A 16,871-nucleotide genomic window follows, 5' to 3' on the forward strand; every position below is an offset into this window, starting at 1 on the left:
TGGGGGTGATCCGTTGGGTGTCGCAGAGGTCACCCCACCCCGGACCTGCGGTCCGACCCTCCCCCTCAAGGGGAGGGTGTGAAGTAGAAAACCGAGGCAATGTCCTCGTTCGAGGAGGAAACGATGAGCCAGAAAACCGTTCGCCTGACCATGGCGCAAGCCGTCGCGCGGTTTCTCACCCAGCAGATGACCGTGATTGATGGCGAGAAGACGCCGATCTTCGGCGGCGTCTTTGCCATTTTCGGCCACGGCAATGTCGCCGGTATCGGCGAGGCGCTGCATGGTATCAAGAACACACTGCCGACATACCGCGCCCAGAACGAGCAGGGCATGGCCAATGCGGCGATCGCGTTTGCCAAGGCAAGCTTCCGCCGCCGCTTCATGGCCTGCACCACCTCGATCGGCCCCGGCGCGCTCAACATGGTGACATCGGCAGCACTCGCCCATGTTAACCGCCTGCCGGTCCTGCTTCTCCCCGGCGATGTCTTTGCCAATCGCCGCCCCGATCCGGTCCTGCAGCAGATCGAGGATTTCGGCGACGGCACCATGACCGTCAACGATTGCTTCCGCCCGGTGTCGCGCTATTTCGACCGCATCACCCGTCCGGAACAGATTATCCCGGCGCTGCGCCGCGCCATGCAGGTGCTCACCGACCCCGCTGAGTGCGGCCCGGTTACCCTTTCGCTCTGCCAGGATGTGCAGGCGGAAGCCTATGACTATCCGGAAAGCTTCTTCGACGAAAAGGTCTGGACGACCCGCCGCCTGCATCCGGATGCGGACGAACTGGCCCACGCGATTACGGTGCTGAAGGCAGCCAAGAAGCCGGTGATCATTTCCGGCGGCGGCGTGCTCTATTCCGAAGCCAGCAAGACGCTCGCCGCCTTTGCGGAACGGCATGGCATTCCCGTCGTCGAAACCCAGGCCGGCAAGTCGTCGCTGCCACACAGCCACCCGCTCAACATGGGCTCGGTCGGCGTCACCGGCACATCGGCGTCCAACCAGATGGCCGAGGATGCCGATGTCGTTCTCGCCGTCGGCTCGCGCCTGCAGGATTTTACCACCGGTTCCTGGTCGCTGTTCAAGAACGACGACCTGAAGATCATCGGCCTCAACACCCAGGCCTTCGATGCCGCCAAGCATGAGGCGCTGCCGCTGGTCTGCGACGCCCGCGTCGGTCTCGATGCGCTCAGCGCCGGTCTCGGTTCGCACAAGGTTGACGCGAGCTGGACGCAGAAGGCAACGGACGGCAAGGCCGAATGGCTGAAGGCCGCCGACAAGGCGACCGCAACGACCAATGCGGCGCTGCCATCCGACGCCCAGGTCATCGGTGCCGTCCAGCGTGCGCGCAAGGAAAACACCACGCTGGTCTGCGCCGCCGGTGGTCTGCCCGGCGAATTGCACAAGCTCTGGCAGGCGGAAACGCCCGGCAGCTATCACATGGAATACGGCTTCTCGACCATGGGCTACGAAGTGGCCGGAGGTCTCGGCGTCAAGCTTGCCAGGCCCGATAGCGACGTCATCGTGATGGTCGGCGATGGAAGCTACATGATGCTGAACGCGGAAATCGCCTCGTCGATCATGCTCGGCGCCAAGATCACCATCGTGTTGCTCGACAATGCCGGCTACGGCTGCATCAACCGGTTGCAGATGGCGACCGGCGGTGCCAACTTCAACAACCTGTTGCGCGACACCCATCACGTTACGCTGCCAGCCATCGATTTTGCCGGTCATGCCGCCGCCATGGGCGCGCTCACCCGCAAGGTCGCCTCGATCAGCGAGCTGGAAATCGCGCTGAAGGAAACCGCCGGCGAAAACCGCACCACCGTCATCGTCATTGATACCGATCCGCTGATCACCACGGACGAGGGTGGCAACTGGTGGGATGTGGCGGTACCGGAAGTCTCCGCCCGGCCCGAGGTCAACGAGGCCCGCAAAGGCTACGAAAAGGCGCTCGCGTCCCAGCGTATCGGTTAAGCACACACTCCGTCATCCTCGGGTCTGACCCGAAGATCCAACCGGAAGGCGCCGCCGCGGACTATGGATCCTCGGGTCAAGCCCGAGGATGACGGGAAATCCAAGATGATAAGGAAGGCTGATCGCCTTCCTCCAGGGAGAATTTTCATGAAAGCCAAACTCGGCATGTCGCCCATCGCCTGGTGGAACGACGACCTTCCGGAACTCAGCGACGACGTGTCGCTCGAAGAATGCCTGCGCCAGTCGCGCAGCGCCGGTTTCACCGGCATGGAGCAGGGCCGCCGTTTTCCGAACAATCCGAATGAGATGCTGCCGATCCTGCGCGCAGCCGACGTTACGCTCTGCGGCGGCTGGTTCTCCGGCACGCTGGTCAATGAGGATCTGTCGGCCAACAAGGACCGCATCGCACCGATGATCGCGCTGTTCAAGGCCGTCAATGCGCCGTGCATCGTCTATGGCGAAGTCGGCCGGTCGATCCAGGGCGACCGCTCAAAGCCGCTCGCCACCAAGCCGCGCCTTGGCGATGACGAGATGAAGGCCTATGCCCGCCGCGTCACCGAATTTGGCGAATGGTGCGCCGATCAGGGCATGCCGCTCTCCTATCACCATCACATGGCGGCCGTCGTCGAGACCGAGCCGGAACTCGACGCCTTCATGAAGAATTCGGGCGAAGGCATTCCGCTGCTTTTGGACGCCGGCCATCTGGCTTTCGCCGGCGGCGACGTACTGCGCGCCATCGACAACCACCATGCCCGCATCAACCATGTGCATGTGAAGGACATCCGCCAAGCCGTCATCGACGGTCTGGATCGCAGCAAGCAATCCTTCCTCGACGCCGTAGCACTTGGCGCCTTTACCGTGCCGGGCGACGGCTCGCTCGATTTCGGCGCCATCGTCAAGCGTTTCGCCGACTATGGCTATGAAGGCTGGTTCGTGGTCGAGGCCGAGCAGGACCCACGCAAGTCGCCGCCGCAAAAGATGGCCGAGATCGGCCACGCCGAACTGATGCGCGTCATGACCGCTGCAGGTTATACGGTCGAAACGGAAGGTTTTCCGAAGGGGTGATGTCCTTTGGGTGCTGGGCCTATGCGCGGGAAACGGGATTGGATCCGGCGTAGGCCACCTCCCCCTTGAGGGGGGAGGTCGCAGCGAAGCTGCGGGTGGGGGTGACCCGTTGTTTGTCGCAGGAGATCACCCCACCCCGGCACTCCGTGCCGACCCTCCCCCTCAAGGGGAGGGTGGAAACTGAACAGGAGCCACACCATGCCGAACCTTCTCGTCAAACCGGCCGGCACCGCCGGCCTCGTCCACGACATCACGCCGCAGAGCGCTGGCTGGACCTATGTCGGCTTCGGCCTCAACCGGCTGGCTGCAGGCGAAAAGACGGCTGGCGAAAGTGCTGACCGCGAAACCTGCCTCGTGCTGGTCTCCGGCAAGGCGAAGATCTCGGTCGATGGCGAGGATTTTGGCGAACTCGGCGAACGCATGACACCGTTTGAGGGGCAGCCTTATGCGGTTTATGTGTCGAAGGGCAGCCGCTGGGAAGCCACGGCGACGACGGCGCTCGATCTCGCCATCTGCACCGCGCCGGGTGGCGAGGGCTACAAGGCCCATGTGATCGCGCCCGGACGCCATCCGCAGATGACGCGCGGCAAGAATACCAACACGCGCTACGTCACCAACATCATGCCGGAAGACGATAATGCGGCGCATTCGCTGCTGGTGGTCGAGGTCATCACGCCCGGCGGCCATACATCGTCTTATCCGCCGCACAAGCATGACGAGGACAATCTGCCGGCCGAAAGTTTTCTTGAGGAAACTTATTATCACCGCCTCAATCCGTCCCAGGGTTTTGCCATGCAGCGCGTCTATACCGATGATCGCTCGCTGGACGAGACGATGGCGGTCGAGGATGGCGATGTGACGCTGGTGCCGAAGGGTTATCACCCGGTCGCCGCGATCCATGGTTATGATCTCTATTACCTCAACGTCATGGCCGGTCCGTCGCGCGTCTGGAAATTCAACAATGCCAAGGAGCATGCGTGGCTGTTCACCGGCGTCTGATGCGCTAGTTACTTCCGTCAATACCAATGTTGCGGGAGGCTGGCATGAAGATCGATGGACAATGCCATTGCGGGTTCGTTCGTTACGAGGCCGAGATCGATCCGAAAAGCGTATCGATCTGTCATTGCACGGATTGCCAAAGGCTGACGGGGGCTGCCTACCGCGTCAGCGCCACGGCTCTGCGGGAGGCTTTTCGGCTAACCGGCGGCGAGCCGAAGACATATGTCAAATTCGGCGATAATGGCCTCAAAAGCATCCAGTTTTTCTGTCCCAATTGTGGCTCTCCCTGCTACCGGACAGGGGAGGGGGAAGAGGCTGCAGAAATCGGCATCCGGCTCGGTACGATCAACCAGCGCCGTGATCTTGCACCCGGTCATCAAATCTGGTGTTCTTCGGCGCTCCCATGGGTCGATGACATCGGCCGTCTGCCCGGCCGGGAGCGGGACTGAGGAGCATTCGACGGATGAGAACCGGCCAGTTCCGGATGCAAAAATGTGCGATCGAAGGTGTCGAGGCCGTTGAGGCCGAAACGGCGCACAGCTTCGGCCGCCATACGCATGACCAGTTCGGCATCGGCGTCATACTCCGCGGCGCCCAGAAATCTGCCAGTGGCCGTGGCCCGGTCGAAGCCGGTCCGGGCGACATGATCACCGTCAATCCGGGCGAAGTGCACGATGGCCATCCGATCGGGGGCGAGGGGCGTTCGTGGCGGATGCTTTATTTTGATCCGAGCGTGATTGCCCAGGCGGTTCTGGATATCGGCGAAGGCCGGCCAGAGGATTTTGTGTTTTCACGGCCGGTTATGAGCGACAGGAGCGCCGCCCGGCGTCTCCTGCCGGTCTATGCGGCGATGACACAGATGTGCGAAACGTTGGCGCCGGAAACCGGCTTTCTCCAACTGGTGGCGTCGCTGATGGATCGCAAGCCTGCGTCCCGTTTTATCCCGCCGTCCATCGGCCAGGCAAAGGCCCTGCTGGATGACGATCCGGCCGCCGTAACCACGTTGGCCGACCTTGCCGCTGCAAGTGGGCTTAGCCGCTTTCAGGTGGTGCGCGCCTTCTCGGAAGCAACGGGCATGACACCACACGCTTATCTGGTTCAGAGCCGGATCAGGGCTGTTCGCCGGATGATCGCCAAGGGCACGCCCCTCGCCGACGCCGCGTTTGACGGTGGCTTTGCCGACCAAAGCCACATGACCCGGGCTTTCGTCCGCGCCTATGGCATAACGCCTGGAGCCTACGCGCTGGCCCACAACTGACATCCTGCAATTTCGTTCAAGACCGGAGGCATGGCTATCGGCTTATCTGCGGCCTTCCTAGCTGAACGGAGTGCATCGTGACCCTCGAATATCTGCTGACATCCATCGTCGTCATCCTGCTGCCCGGCACAGGTGTGCTCTACACGCTGGCGACGGGCCTCAATTCCGGTGCTCGCGCCAGCGTTCTCGCTGCCTTCGGCTGCACGCTTGGGATCCTGCCGCATATCATCGCCAGCGTCGCGGGACTGGCCGCCCTGCTGCACACCAGCGCGCCGGCCTTTGAAGTGATCAAATATCTCGGCGTCGCCTATCTGCTGTACATGGCCTGGAGCGTCCTTCGCGATGCAGACAGCCTGCAGGTGACGGAAGACGCCCGGCCGATGCGGCCAGGCAAGATCATCGCAACGGCTATTCTGCTCAACAGTCTCAATCCGAAACTGTCGCTGTTCTTTCTGGCTTTCCTGCCGCAGTTCGTGCCGGATGGTACGCTGTCGCCGACCCTGTTCATGCTGTGGCTCGCCGCCATATTCATGGTGCTGACCTTCGTCGTGTTCGTGTTTTACGGCGTCTTTGCCGCAGCGGCGCGGCGCTATGTCATCTCCCGGCCGGGCGTCACCACATGGCTGCGGCGCGGTTTTGCTGGCGCCTTCGGGCTGATGGGGCTGCGGCTGGCGCTATCGGCGCGATGAGGTCTGCAAGAAAGCACATCGGCACCGGCCGAAAGGCGATATCCGTTTGATCTTGAGGGGGAATCCCCCTATTCGAACGGGGTCGCCGCGTGGTCACAAGACATGCGGCTCGCCAGACCTTCAAAGGAGCCTGTCCCCGTGTCTTCAGCGTCCTCGCCGGTATTCGGCAAGAAATACTCCGCCTTCCTGTTCGATATGGATGGAACGCTCCTGAGCTCCATCGAAGCGGCCGAACGGGTCTGGGGGAAATGGGCTGAAAGCCATGGCCTTGACGTCGCAACCTTCCTGCCGACCATGCATGGTAAGCGCGGCGTCGATACGATCGGCCAGCTCGGCCTGCCGGGCGTCGATCCGGTTGCCGAAGCGGCTCTGATCACGCAGCTGGAAATGGACGATACCGACGGTGTGAAGCCGCTGCCGGGCGCCATCGAATTCCTGAAAAGCCTGCCGCCGGAGCGTTGGGCCATCGTTACCTCGTCGCCGCGCGAACTGGCCAAGGTGCGTATTGCTGCTGCGGGCCTGCCGGAACCGAAATTCATCGTCATCGCCGAGGATGTCTCGCGCGGCAAGCCGAGCCCGGAATGCTACCTGCTCGGCGCCAAGCGTGTTGGCTTTGATGCCAAGGATTGCCTCGTATTCGAAGACGTTGCCGCTGGCGTTATCGCCGGCGAAGCGGCCGGGTCCGATGTGATGGTCATTACCGCCACGCACACGCATCCGTTCGAAACGGCGCATCCGACGATCCCGGGTTATATCGGCATCGAAGTCTCGGTCGACGAAAACGGCGATCTAACACTGACGGATCGCCGCTGATCAAACCGCGTCAACGTTCTCCATGGGAGAGAATGTTGACGATCGTGCCGAAGGGGTCGCGGATGTAAAAACGCCGCACACCCCAGGGCTCGTCGGTGATCCCGTAGACGATCTCCAGGCCCATCCGTTCGGCCTGCGCATGGATTTCGTCGACATTGTCCACCTCGATCGATAGCTGCGGCACCGGCGTACCGGAGCCGCCCTGGCTGGCGATCGAAACCTGCGCCAGCGCGTGCTCTCCGGATGCGAACGTCAGGATCTAGCCGTGATCCATGACGAGATCGAGGCCGAGGAGTTCGCCATAGAAAGCCCGCCCGGCCTGCGGATCGGCGGCTTGAATATTGGCGACGATACGAAGCACGGTCACCGGTCAGGCCTCCGCCGTGCGTGCTTTCGCCATCGATTCGTCGAGTTGCGATATCAATGACAGCAGGATGTCGTTCGCCGGTGTCGGCACATCGGCCATGCGCCCCAGCAATGTGATGGCGCGGGTCAGCGGTGTGATCTCCATCGGTCGGCCCTGTTCGAGATCCTGCAGCATCGAAGTCTTGGCATTGCCAAGACCTCGGCCATGTTCCATCTTCTCTTCCACCGTTTCTCTGACATGGCAGCCAAGGCGTTCAGCCACAGCGTGAACCTCCGTCATGACCTGCTTCACCAGGTCAACGGCCGGCCCATCCATGATCTCCGAGATTCGCCCTCGGGTCAGCGCGCTGATCGGATTGAAAGCAGCGTTGCCGAGAAATTTCAGCCAGATCTGATCGCGGATATGGTCCGTCGTCTTGATCGTCCAGCCACTGGCCTGCAGCAGATCGGCGATGGCGCCGAGTTCCGGGGACATCGTGCCCGAGGGCTCGCCAAGATGCAGCAGGCCGCCACTGGTCAGCCGGATATGGCCGGGCTCCAGCATCTGCGCGCCCTGATAGATCACCCCGCCGATGACGCGCTCCGGACCGATCCGCTGCCAGACCTGGCCATCCGGATCGAGCGCCTCGACCTGCCGGCCTTGAAGGCCGCTGGCCTTGTCGCCGTGAAAATACCACCACGGAATGCCGTTCTGGATCATCACCACGCGCCCCTCGGGCTTCAGCAGGCGGGCAATATCGGCACTGGCCGAGGTCAGCTGATGCCCCTTGAGCGTAACGATGACGAGGTCTTGCGGGTCAAGGTCGCCGGCATTGTCGGTGGCGGAAAATTTTGCCACCAGCGGCTCGGTCTTGCCCGGCTCATGCAGATGCAGGCCATTGTCCCGGATTGCCTTCAGATGCGCCCCACGGGCGATCGCCGTGATTTTTGCGCCCTTCAGCATGGGAGAGGAGGCCAACCGCGCCGCCAGCGCGCCGCCGATGGCACCCGCGCCGAAGATGCAGATATTGCGGAACTGGCCCAGGCTGTTCGTTTCGGTCTTGTCCATGTGATCCCTCCAGGCGTTTCCGTAGATGATACCGTTAGTAGCAATGGCCAAAGCATGCGGCCAGCGCCGAAATCTCCCTGCCTCCGAAAAGTGATTGCAACCGCGCGATCATGGAAGAGCGAACGCGCAGCAGGAGGTCGTTCCCAGACGTCGACAGGGTCGAAAGGCACCGTTAAGCTCCGGTCAAACCTTCTCTTTTCAGCCGGAATGCTCAATGTCCCAGAAAACCGCCTTCATCACCGAACCGGCCCGCCAGATCGATGTCATCCATGAAACCGAGGTGCTGGTGGTCGGTTCCGGTCCGGGTGGTCTGGCAGCAGCGCTTGCTGCTGCGCGGGCCGGCGTTTCCGTCACCCTGGTCGAGCGGTTCGGTTGTTTCGGCGGTAATATCACCGTCGTCGGCGTCGAAGGCTTCGCCTGGTATCGGCATGAGGCAACGGTCGAGGCGGGCGGTATCGGCTGGGAATTCGAAGAGCGCGCCAAGGCGATGGGGGCTGCCGTGCCTGAAAGCCAATCGCTCAGTTATGAACTGGATTCGGAAGGCTTCAAGCTCGTCGCCGACCGGCTGGTCGAGGAGGCCGGCGTCCATGCGATGCTGCACCGCCAGTTCGTCGCGCCGATCATGGATGGCAATGTCATCAAGGGCATCATCGTCGAATCCAAGGCCGGACGCGAAGCCATTCTCGCCGCCCGGATGATCGATGCAACCGGCGATGCCGACGTCGCCCATCGCGCTGGAGCGCCGGCATTCAAGACGCCGGTGGAACAGATGCAGGCAGCATCTGTGATGTTTCACCTGGCAGGGGTCGACAAGAAAGCCTTCATGGCCGGCGTCCGCTCCGACCCGCAGACCTATAGCGACTGGTCAACCGGCGAATGGCAGATCGAAACCTCCGGCAAGGAAGACCAGATGTTCTCGCCGTTCCTCGGCAAACCCTTCGCCCAGGCGATCCGCGACGGCATCATTCCGGCGCATCTGAATACGATTTCAGGCACCTGGGGCGCGCTGCACGATACCGGCGAGTTGACCTATATGAACCTCATCCATCTCGCTGGCTGCGATGGCACCGACCCGGACAGCATGACCCGGTTCGAGATCGAGGGCCGGCGCCAGTCGATGCTGGCGATCGAGGCCTTGCGCCGCTACACGCCGGGGTGCGAGGGCGCGCGTCTGCGCAATTTCGGCATGAGCATCGGCATTCGCGATACCCGCAAGATCGATGCCGCCTACAACATGACCGAAAGCGATGTCCGCAACGAAGGCCGGTTCGAAGATACGATCGGCATCTATCCGGAATTCATCGATGGCTACGGCGTGCTGATCCTGCCGACCACCGGGCGCTACATGCATGTCCCCTACCGGTCGCTTTTGCCGAAGGGCATCGAAAACCTGCTGGTCGCAGGCCGCGCCATCGGCGGCGACCGCATCGCCCATGCCGCGACACGCAACATGGCGTGTTGCGCGGTGGCCGGGCAGGGTGCAGGTGTTGCTGCGGCCGTTTCGGTCCGGAGCGGAAAATCATTCGGCCAAGTCGACCTTTCAGCCGTGCAGGCCGAACTCGAACGGCAAGGCGTAAGGATCAGATAAAGCGCGGGCGCGCGGCAAATTCCCTCTTCTCCCCAGCGGGGAGAAGTGCCGAACGAAGTGAGGCGATGAGGGGGGCGCGGCAGGTTTGGAGCTTGTGGTTCCCCCTTCATCCGGCCCTCCGGGCCACCTTCTCCCCGCCGGAGAGAAGGGCAGATCGGGGCCGATCACGCCGCCTTGGCGACGTGATATTCCTTGATGGCGATCATCTTGATGGCCGGATACCGTTCCGCCTCGTACCGCAGCGAGAATGCGTCCTGCGCCAAAAACACCGGGTCACCGTCGAGATCGCGGGCGATGTCGCCGCGCCGCGCGGTGATGAACTTGTCGAGCTCCGCCGGTTGGTCGGCCGAAATCCAGCGGCAGACGGAAAAGCGGGCGATATCGAAAGACACGGGCAGGCCGTATTCAGACTGCAGCCGTTCCTTCAGCACGTCGAGTTGCAGCGCGCCAACGACGCCGACGATGGCAGGCGAGCCGTCTTCCGGCGAAAACAGCTGCACGACGCCTTCTTCGGCCATCTGCTGCAGCGCTTCCTTCAGCTTCTTTGCCTTCATCGCATCTTCCAGACGCACGCGGCGCAGGATTTCCGGCGAGAAGTTCGGAACGCCCTGGAACACCAGCTGTTCGCCTTCGGTCAGCGTATCGCCGATCCTGAGCGTGCCGTGGTTCGGAATGCCGACCACGTCGCCGGCATAGGCTGTGTCAGCCAACTGCCGCTGCGAGGCAAAGAAGAACTGCGGCGCCGTGAGGCCGAGCTGCTTGCCGGTGCGCGCCAGCCGCGCCTTCATGCCGCGTTCCAGCTTGCCGGAGCAGACGCGGGCAAAGGCAATACGGTCGCGATGGTTCGGGTCCATGTTGGCCTGGATCTTGAAGACGAAGGCCGTCATTTTCTCGTCGGTCGCGTGCACGGTGCGGATATCGGCCACCTGGTCGCGCGGCGGCGGGGCGATTTCGCCAAGCGCATTGATCAGGTCGCGAACACCGAAGTTCCTCAGTGCCGAGCCGAAGAAGACCGGCGTCAGATGCCCTTCGAGGAAGGCCTTCTTGTCGAACGGCTTGCAGGCCTCGATGGCGAGCGAGGTTTCTTCGATGAAGGCCTCGCGCTCGTTTTCCGGCAGGCGGTGGGCAACCATTTCCGGGCCGTTGACCTTGGTGGGGATTTCCTGCGTATCGGCGCTGCGAACGGTATTGTCGGCCAGGTGATAGGAGCCGCAGAATGTTTTCGAACGCCCGATCGGCCAGGTCACCGGCGCGCAGTCAAGCGCCAGCTTCTCTTCGATTTCATCGAGAACCTCGAAGGGGTCGCGGCTTTCACGATCCATCTTGTTGATGAAGGTGATGATCGGAATGTCGCGCATGCGGCAGACTTCGAACAGTTTTAGCGTCCGTGGCTCGATACCCTTGGCAGCGTCGATGACCATCACGGCCGCATCGACGGCGGTGAGCGTGCGATAGGTGTCGTCGGCGAAGTCTTCGTGGCCGGGCGTATCAAGAATGTTGAAGACATTGCCGTGATATTCGAAGGTCATCACCGAGGTGACGACGGAAATGCCGCGTTCGCGCTCGATCTTCATCCAGTCGGAGCGTGTCTGGATACGATCCTTCTTCGCCTTGACTTCACCGGCAAGCTGGATGGCGCCACCGAACAGCAGCAGCTTTTCCGTGAGCGTCGTTTTACCGGCGTCCGGGTGTGCGATAATAGCAAATGTGCGGCGGCGGGAAACCGCCTCGGCGATACTTTCGGCCATGATATGAATCCTGTGAATTGCCGCGTATGTAGCGGAGCCGTGGATAACTTGCAATTCGCATTGACCGCGCTGCCGCCGGAATTGCTAAGGAGAGACATGACCCATCAATCGCAGACACTCCCAATCCTCAGCCTCGTTCGCCTGCAAAACGGCGAGGGCATCGATCTTCCCGCCTACGAGACTGCCGGCGCTGCCGGCATGGACCTTCGCGCTGCCGTCGAGGCAGACCGGCCATTGTTTCTCGGCCCGGGCAAGCGGGCGCTGGTGCCGACCGGCTTCATCTTCGAGGTTCCGGCAGGATATGAAGCGCAGATCCGCCCGCGTTCGGGCCTGGCTTTCAAGCATGGCATCACCTGCCTGAATACACCCGGCACGATCGACAGCGATTATCGCGGCGAAGTGAAGGTGCTGTTGATCAATCTCGGCGACGAGGATTTCGTTATCGAGCGCGGCATGCGCATCGCCCAGATGGTGATTGCTCCGGTCACGCAGGTTTCCGTTCGCGAAGCGTCCGGCGCCAGCGAAACCGCACGCGGTGCAGGTGGCTTCGGCTCCACCGGCGTTTGATGGCCGCCGCTGCGAACAGCCACGCCCTGACATTCCGCCAGGATTATTTCAGCGATCCGGCTGCCTGGGCAGCACTTGTGGCGTTGCTTGAGGATACGTTCGGTATCGATGTCAGCATTCAGGATCGCTTCGGCGGCCCGGATCCGACCAGCATGCCGTTTGGCTATTTCGACGCAAACGGTGTTTGCGCCGCCAATTTCAGCGCCTTCTCCATGCCGATGATGATCGATGGCCGTCTGGTCAAGGTTGCCGGTTTCCAGTCGGGCGCGGTACGGCCGCAATGGCGGGGCCGCGGGCTTTATCGGGATCTGATGAACCGCGCGTTCGGCTGGTGTGACGAACAGGGATTTGAGCTCGGTCTTCTTCTCACCGACAAACCGGCGTTGTATGAGCCCTATGGCTTTACGATCCTGCCGCAGCAGAAGTTCGTTGGCGCGCCACCTTTGGAAACAAGGCTGGCCGGGATTGCGCGTGCTCTGTCCTTGGGCAATGCCGCTGACATTGCCCTGATCCGTCGGGCGTTGGGCGAAAGAACACCCGTTTCCTCTGTTTTCGCGGTCACGGCGCAGGCGGAAATGTTCCTGCTCAACGGTGTCTTTGATCCGGACATCAGGCTCACCTATCTCGAGCAGTTCGACGTGGTGGTTGCGTGGAAGAGCGACGAAGCATCCTTCCAGCTTCTCGATATTGCCGGCAAAACGATCCCGCCGCTCTCCGCCATTCTTTCTGCGCTTGATCAGCGTCCTGATCATGTCGAGGTTTGCTTTCCTTCAGACCGGCTGGACTGGCCGGACACGCCGGCGACCTTCGAATCCGATATCAGCCTGATGGTTCGCGGCAGCGCTGCCGGCCTGTCCGGACCCGTCATGCTGTCGCCCATGGCCGAGTTCTGACGCCTACTTATTGACGCCAAGTGGCGGCAGCCGGCGCTTGACCGGTGACGATTTGACGATCGACGTGTTGGTCTGGGATCGTTCGGCGATCCGGTCGAGGATCGTATCGAGCTGCTCCATGTCGCGCACCAGCAGCTTGGCGATGAAGCAGTCGTCGCCCGTCACCTTGTCGCATTCGACAAATTCCGGCGTCTCCTGGATCATCTTCTCGACGATATGCAGCATGCCGGGCATGGGGCGAACACGCACGATCGCCTGCAGCGCATATCCCAGCGCCACGGGATTGATGGAAACCGTAAAGCCGGTAATGACGCCGCGATCTTCCAGCCGCCGCAGCCGGTCCGCGGTGCTGGGCGAGGAAAGCCCCGCCTCCTGCGCCAGCTCCTTCAGCGAGATGCGTGCGTTGAGGGAGAGGATATCAAGCAGGCGCCGGTCGAGATCATCAAGCATCGGGAACTCCGGAAGGTTAAATTGGCAATCGTCCTTCAATGATAAGGTATTTTATCGTCATTGCCTTATGATATCCATATATTCCGGCGTTGCCGCATCATATTCTTCTGCATCGTTCAAAGGAGTGGATGTGATGGAAAAGGATATCCGGACCGGCAGTATCGAAATGACGGCTGCCATGCTGATTTCAGGCACGATCGGCTGGTTCGTGCTGATGTCCGGCCAGCCGGTGATCGATGTCGTGCTTTGGCGTTGCCTGTTCGGGGCGCTGACGCTGCTGGCGATCTGCGCGGCACTTGGCCATTTCCGCTCCGGTATCCTGACATGGCAACTGTTCGCACTTGCCGTCTTCGGCGGCGTCGCCATCGTCGCCAACTGGCTGCTTTTGTTCGGCGCCTATTCGCGTTCGTCGATCTCGATCGCTACCATGGTCTATAACACTCAGCCCTTCATGCTGCTGGCCATCGGTGGCCTGGTTTTCCGGGAAAAGATCACGGCCACGAAGCTCGGTTGGCTCGCCGTCGCTTTTGCCGGCATGGTCGCGATCGTTCAGGCAAAGCCGGCGGGTGGTTACGCGGGCAGCGATTACCTGATGGGCATCGCCATGGCTCTGGCAGCCGCGTTCTTTTACGCGCTAGCGGCGCTTGTCGCCAAGCGGCTGAAAGGAACTCCGCCGCATCTGATCGCCCTCATCCAGGTGGTGACCGGCCTCATCATGCTCGCACCCTTCGCTGGCGCTTCCGGCCTTCCGACGCAGGCTTATCAATGGGCGCTGCTGGTGACGATGGGGGCTGTTCATACCGGGTTGATGTATGTGCTGCTCTATGGTGCGATCCAGAAGCTGCCCACGCACCTGACCGGCGCGCTGTCCTTCATCTATCCTGTCGCAGCGCTCGTTGTTGATCGCCTCGCCTTCGGGCATCAGTTGCAGCCAGCCCAGCTTCTCGGCTCGGCGGCGATCCTGATTGCGGCTGCCGGCATGACATTTGGCTGGACATGGCCCCGCCGGATGCGGCATCAGGCAAGCTGAGTTCACCCATGGAGGCCCGCATGATCACCTGCTATTTGCGCTACACGATCGATCCATACAAGCTTGCCGAATTCGAGGAATACGCCAAGCTGTGGATCCCGCTGGTCAACCGTCTCGGCGGCACGCATCACGGCTATTTCATGCCGCATGAAGGGACGAACAACATCGCGCTCGCCCTGTTCAGCTTTCCCAGTCTCGCTGCCTATGAAGACTACCGCGAGAAAATGGCCGTGGATGCCGAATGCCTCTCAGCTTTTGCGTTGGCCGAAAAGACCCGCTGCATCGTCAGCTACGAGCGCAGCTTCATGCGGCCGGTCTTTTAGGCAAACTCAGAACGTGATTTCGCCCGACCCGCGCAGCTCGATCGCATGCCCACCGGCATTGAAGCCGCCGAGCACGCGATTGTGGTGGGCGATGATCTGCGAAAAGGTCAGTTGGCCCATGTCGCCGGTCGTGTGGCCGTCGGACAGAAGGGTGACATCATAGCCCAGCGTCACAGCGCGCCGCGCCGTGGTATCAACGCAGAACTGCGTCTGACAGCCACCGATCACCAGGTGGGTGACCGACAGTTTCACAAGCTCTTCCTCAAGGGCGGTCTGGAAAAAGCTGTCGCAGCTTGTCTTGTGAATGATCGTTTCTCCGAGCACCGGCGCGATCTCGCGGCGCAAGCCCCAGCCCTGGGAGGATCGCGCCAGCGGGTCGCCGGGGCCACCATCGTGCTGCACGAGGATGACTGGGATATGCGCGGCACGGGCGCGGGCCTGGATTGATTGCAGGCGGCCGATGGTTTCGGTGAGTGCGGCATCGATGGCCGGCTGGCGCTCTGGGGTGCCTTCGCCGTCAAGAATGGCGTTCTGGACGTCGATGATAAGAAGTGCAGTTGTCATGATATTCTCTGGTCTGGTTGTCAAAAAGGAAATGGCCTTAACGGCGGCTGTCCGTTGCCATGCGCAAGGCAAGCGCGCCAAGCACGCCGCCCATCAGCCAGCGCTGGATAGAAAGCCAGGCCGGACGGCCCGCGAGGAAGGTGGCGATGGAGCCTGCCGTCAGCACGAAGAGTGAATTGACGGAGACGCTGGTGACGATCTGGATCGTTCCGAAGGCGACGGACTGCAGAAAGATATGGCCGAGCGACGGATCGATGAACTGCGGCAGCAGCGACAGATAGAGCACGGCGACCTTCGGATTGAGCAGGCTGGTCGCAAAGCCCATCAGGAACAAACGCTTGGGTGAATCCTTTGGCAAATCGCGAACTTCGAAGGCCGATCGCCCGCCCGGACGCACCGCCTGCCAGGCGAGATAGAGCAGGTAGAGCGCGCCACCGATCCGCAGCGCATCATAGGCATAAGGCACGGCAAACAGCAGCGCGGTGATGCCGAAAGCGGCTGACAGCATGTAGACGAGAAAGCCGAGCGCGACGCCGATCAGCGAGATCAGTCCCGCCATCGGCCCCTGACAGAGCGAGCGGGAAATCAGGTAGATCATGTTCGGGCCGGGCGTCAGCACCATGCCAAGTGCCACCAGGGCAAAGGCTGCAAGACTTGCTGCTTCAGGCATGAACGGTATCTCCATTGAAGAGCGTATGAGGCGGGAATTCCGTCTGTGATCTGCATTGCATTAGCGGCAACGGATGTTTCGATCAATGCCGCGCAAATTGCCAGCATCCAGAAAACCGGCTAGATGTTCCCTTCTAAGGTCTACGGAGCCGATGATGAGCCTCACCACACTTTTTGCCTATTGCACCGCGCTTTTCATCGCTGCCGCAATCCCCGGTCCCGGCATGACTGCGATCGTGGCGCGAGCGCTCGGCTCAGGCTTCCGCGAGACCTTCTTCATGGGACTTGGCCTTGCGCTGGGCGATCTCGTCTATCTGACGGCGGTGATCCTGGGACTGGCGCTTGTGGCGCAGACCTTCACCACGACTTTCATGGTCATCAAGATCCTCGGTGCGCTTTATCTGGTCTACATCGCCTACAAACTGTGGACCGCCGGGCTTTTGCCGCAGGATATCAAAGCCAAGAAAAGCACCAGCATGGGCTTGTCCTTCCTGTCCGGCCTGCTGGTGACGTTTGGCAACCCGAAAACCATGCTGTTCTACGTGGCTCTAGTTCCGACATTGATCGACGTGCATACGATCGGCCTCAACGAATATGCCGTACTTGTGATCGCAACGTTTACGGTGCTGATGGCGGTTCTGATCCCCTACATCCTTTTGGCGTCGCGGGCACGGCTGCTTCTCAAGCAGCCCAGGGCTTTGAAGTCTTTGAACCGCATCGCCGCCGGTATCATCGGAACCACCGCCGCCTATATCGCCACACGCGCCGCCTGAAAAAATCGTTCTGAAACAGGCGGTTCTGCAATCGTTTTTTCCAACCGCGACAAA

18 protein-coding genes and 1 pseudogene are annotated in these 16,871 nt (G+C 61.5%); 13 read left to right on the forward strand and 6 right to left on the reverse strand.

Annotated elements, in window-relative coordinates; all coding sequences use genetic code 11:
* The first annotated feature begins 123 nt into the window (after window positions 1–123).
* From iolD to ACQY8Q_RS13860, 7 genes are all read left to right on the forward strand, one after another.
* On the forward strand, window positions 124–1,974 hold the full coding sequence (iolD, locus tag ACQY8Q_RS13830) for a 3D-(3,5/4)-trihydroxycyclohexane-1,2-dione acylhydrolase (decyclizing) (RefSeq protein WP_428427098.1): 1,851 nt from the start codon (window positions 124–126) through the stop codon (window positions 1,972–1,974).
* A gap of 147 nt (window positions 1,975–2,121) precedes the next feature.
* Window positions 2,122–3,039: a myo-inosose-2 dehydratase gene (gene iolE / locus ACQY8Q_RS13835; protein WP_428427099.1), complete on the forward strand. Its 918-nt coding sequence runs from the start codon at window positions 2,122–2,124 to the stop codon at window positions 3,037–3,039.
* 198 nt (window positions 3,040–3,237) lie between these two features.
* Complete coding sequence (gene iolB / locus ACQY8Q_RS13840) at window positions 3,238–4,038, forward strand: 5-deoxy-glucuronate isomerase (protein WP_428427100.1); 801 nt, start codon at window positions 3,238–3,240, stop codon at window positions 4,036–4,038.
* A gap of 44 nt (window positions 4,039–4,082) precedes the next feature.
* Window positions 4,083–4,487, forward strand: coding sequence for a GFA family protein (locus ACQY8Q_RS13845; protein ID WP_428427101.1), 405 nt, complete (start codon window positions 4,083–4,085; stop codon window positions 4,485–4,487).
* 14 nt (window positions 4,488–4,501) lie between these two features.
* Window positions 4,502–5,296 carry an AraC family transcriptional regulator gene (locus ACQY8Q_RS13850; protein WP_428427102.1) on the forward strand — a complete coding sequence of 265 codons (795 nt, stop codon included), beginning with the start codon at window positions 4,502–4,504 and terminating at the stop codon, window positions 5,294–5,296.
* 77 nt (window positions 5,297–5,373) lie between these two features.
* Window positions 5,374–5,985, forward strand: a complete 612-nt coding sequence (locus ACQY8Q_RS13855; RefSeq protein WP_428427103.1) for a LysE family translocator — start codon at window positions 5,374–5,376, stop codon at window positions 5,983–5,985.
* Between the two features lie 138 nt (window positions 5,986–6,123).
* Window positions 6,124–6,798: an HAD family hydrolase gene (locus tag ACQY8Q_RS13860; protein ID WP_428427104.1), complete on the forward strand. Its 675-nt coding sequence runs from the start codon at window positions 6,124–6,126 to the stop codon at window positions 6,796–6,798.
* 10 nt (window positions 6,799–6,808) lie between these two features.
* On the opposite strand, the pseudogene ACQY8Q_RS13865 reads toward ACQY8Q_RS13860, so the two are convergent.
* Together ACQY8Q_RS13865 and ACQY8Q_RS13870 are read right to left on the reverse strand one after the other, a co-directional pair.
* Window positions 6,809–7,165 (reverse strand): annotated as a pseudogene (locus ACQY8Q_RS13865) (VOC family protein).
* 3 nt (window positions 7,166–7,168) lie between these two features.
* Window positions 7,169–8,212 (reverse strand): ketopantoate reductase family protein, encoded by a 1,044-nt coding sequence (locus ACQY8Q_RS13870; protein ID WP_428427105.1) that lies wholly within the window; start codon window positions 8,210–8,212, stop codon window positions 7,169–7,171.
* A gap of 214 nt (window positions 8,213–8,426) precedes the next feature.
* Between ACQY8Q_RS13870 and ACQY8Q_RS13875 the strand changes: the two genes are divergently transcribed.
* Window positions 8,427–9,800 (forward strand): FAD-dependent oxidoreductase, encoded by a 1,374-nt coding sequence (locus ACQY8Q_RS13875; protein WP_428427106.1) that lies wholly within the window; start codon window positions 8,427–8,429, stop codon window positions 9,798–9,800.
* 164 nt (window positions 9,801–9,964) lie between these two features.
* Here the strand turns inward: ACQY8Q_RS13875 and ACQY8Q_RS13880 are convergent, their stop codons facing one another.
* Entirely contained in the window at window positions 9,965–11,548 is a 1,584-nt protein-coding gene (locus ACQY8Q_RS13880; protein WP_428427107.1) for a peptide chain release factor 3, read from the reverse strand.
* Window positions 11,549–11,644: 96 nt separating this feature from the next.
* Here ACQY8Q_RS13880 and dut point away from each other — a divergent pair, with 96 nt between their 5' ends.
* Together dut and ACQY8Q_RS13890 are read left to right on the forward strand one after the other, a co-directional pair.
* Entirely contained in the window at window positions 11,645–12,115 is a 471-nt protein-coding gene (gene dut, locus ACQY8Q_RS13885; protein WP_428427108.1) for a dUTP diphosphatase, read from the forward strand.
* Entirely contained in the window at window positions 12,115–13,008 is an 894-nt protein-coding gene (locus ACQY8Q_RS13890) for a GNAT family N-acetyltransferase (protein ID WP_428427109.1), read from the forward strand. Before dut ends, ACQY8Q_RS13890 begins: the two co-directional genes overlap by 1 nt.
* A 3-nt stretch (window positions 13,009–13,011) precedes the next feature.
* Here ACQY8Q_RS13890 and ACQY8Q_RS13895 read toward each other — a convergent pair whose 3' ends face one another.
* Window positions 13,012–13,458 (reverse strand): Lrp/AsnC family transcriptional regulator, encoded by a 447-nt coding sequence (locus ACQY8Q_RS13895; protein WP_428427110.1) that lies wholly within the window; start codon window positions 13,456–13,458, stop codon window positions 13,012–13,014.
* Between the two features lie 133 nt (window positions 13,459–13,591).
* Here ACQY8Q_RS13895 and ACQY8Q_RS13900 point away from each other — a divergent pair, with 133 nt between their 5' ends.
* Window positions 13,592–14,488, forward strand: coding sequence for a DMT family transporter (locus ACQY8Q_RS13900; RefSeq protein ID WP_428427111.1), 897 nt, complete (start codon window positions 13,592–13,594; stop codon window positions 14,486–14,488).
* A 20-nt stretch (window positions 14,489–14,508) separates the two neighbouring features.
* Window positions 14,509–14,811 (forward strand): NIPSNAP family protein, encoded by a 303-nt coding sequence (locus tag ACQY8Q_RS13905; protein WP_113313657.1) that lies wholly within the window; start codon window positions 14,509–14,511, stop codon window positions 14,809–14,811.
* A gap of 6 nt (window positions 14,812–14,817) precedes the next feature.
* Here the strand turns inward: ACQY8Q_RS13905 and ACQY8Q_RS13910 are convergent, their stop codons facing one another.
* Window positions 14,818–15,375 (reverse strand): cysteine hydrolase family protein, encoded by a 558-nt coding sequence (locus ACQY8Q_RS13910; RefSeq protein ID WP_428427112.1) that lies wholly within the window; start codon window positions 15,373–15,375, stop codon window positions 14,818–14,820.
* 37 nt (window positions 15,376–15,412) lie between these two features.
* Window positions 15,413–16,045, reverse strand: a complete 633-nt coding sequence (locus ACQY8Q_RS13915; protein WP_428427113.1) for a LysE family translocator — start codon at window positions 16,043–16,045, stop codon at window positions 15,413–15,415.
* Between the two features lie 154 nt (window positions 16,046–16,199).
* On the opposite strand from ACQY8Q_RS13915, the gene ACQY8Q_RS13920 reads away from it, so the two are divergent.
* Window positions 16,200–16,817, forward strand: coding sequence for a LysE family translocator (locus ACQY8Q_RS13920; protein ID WP_428427114.1), 618 nt, complete (start codon window positions 16,200–16,202; stop codon window positions 16,815–16,817).
* The last annotated feature ends 54 nt before the right edge of the window (window positions 16,818–16,871 follow it).

Origin of the sequence: Pararhizobium sp., from assembly GCF_965279435.1 — a bacterium.
In the GTDB taxonomy this organism is placed as follows: Bacteria; Pseudomonadota; Alphaproteobacteria; order Rhizobiales; family Rhizobiaceae; genus Pararhizobium.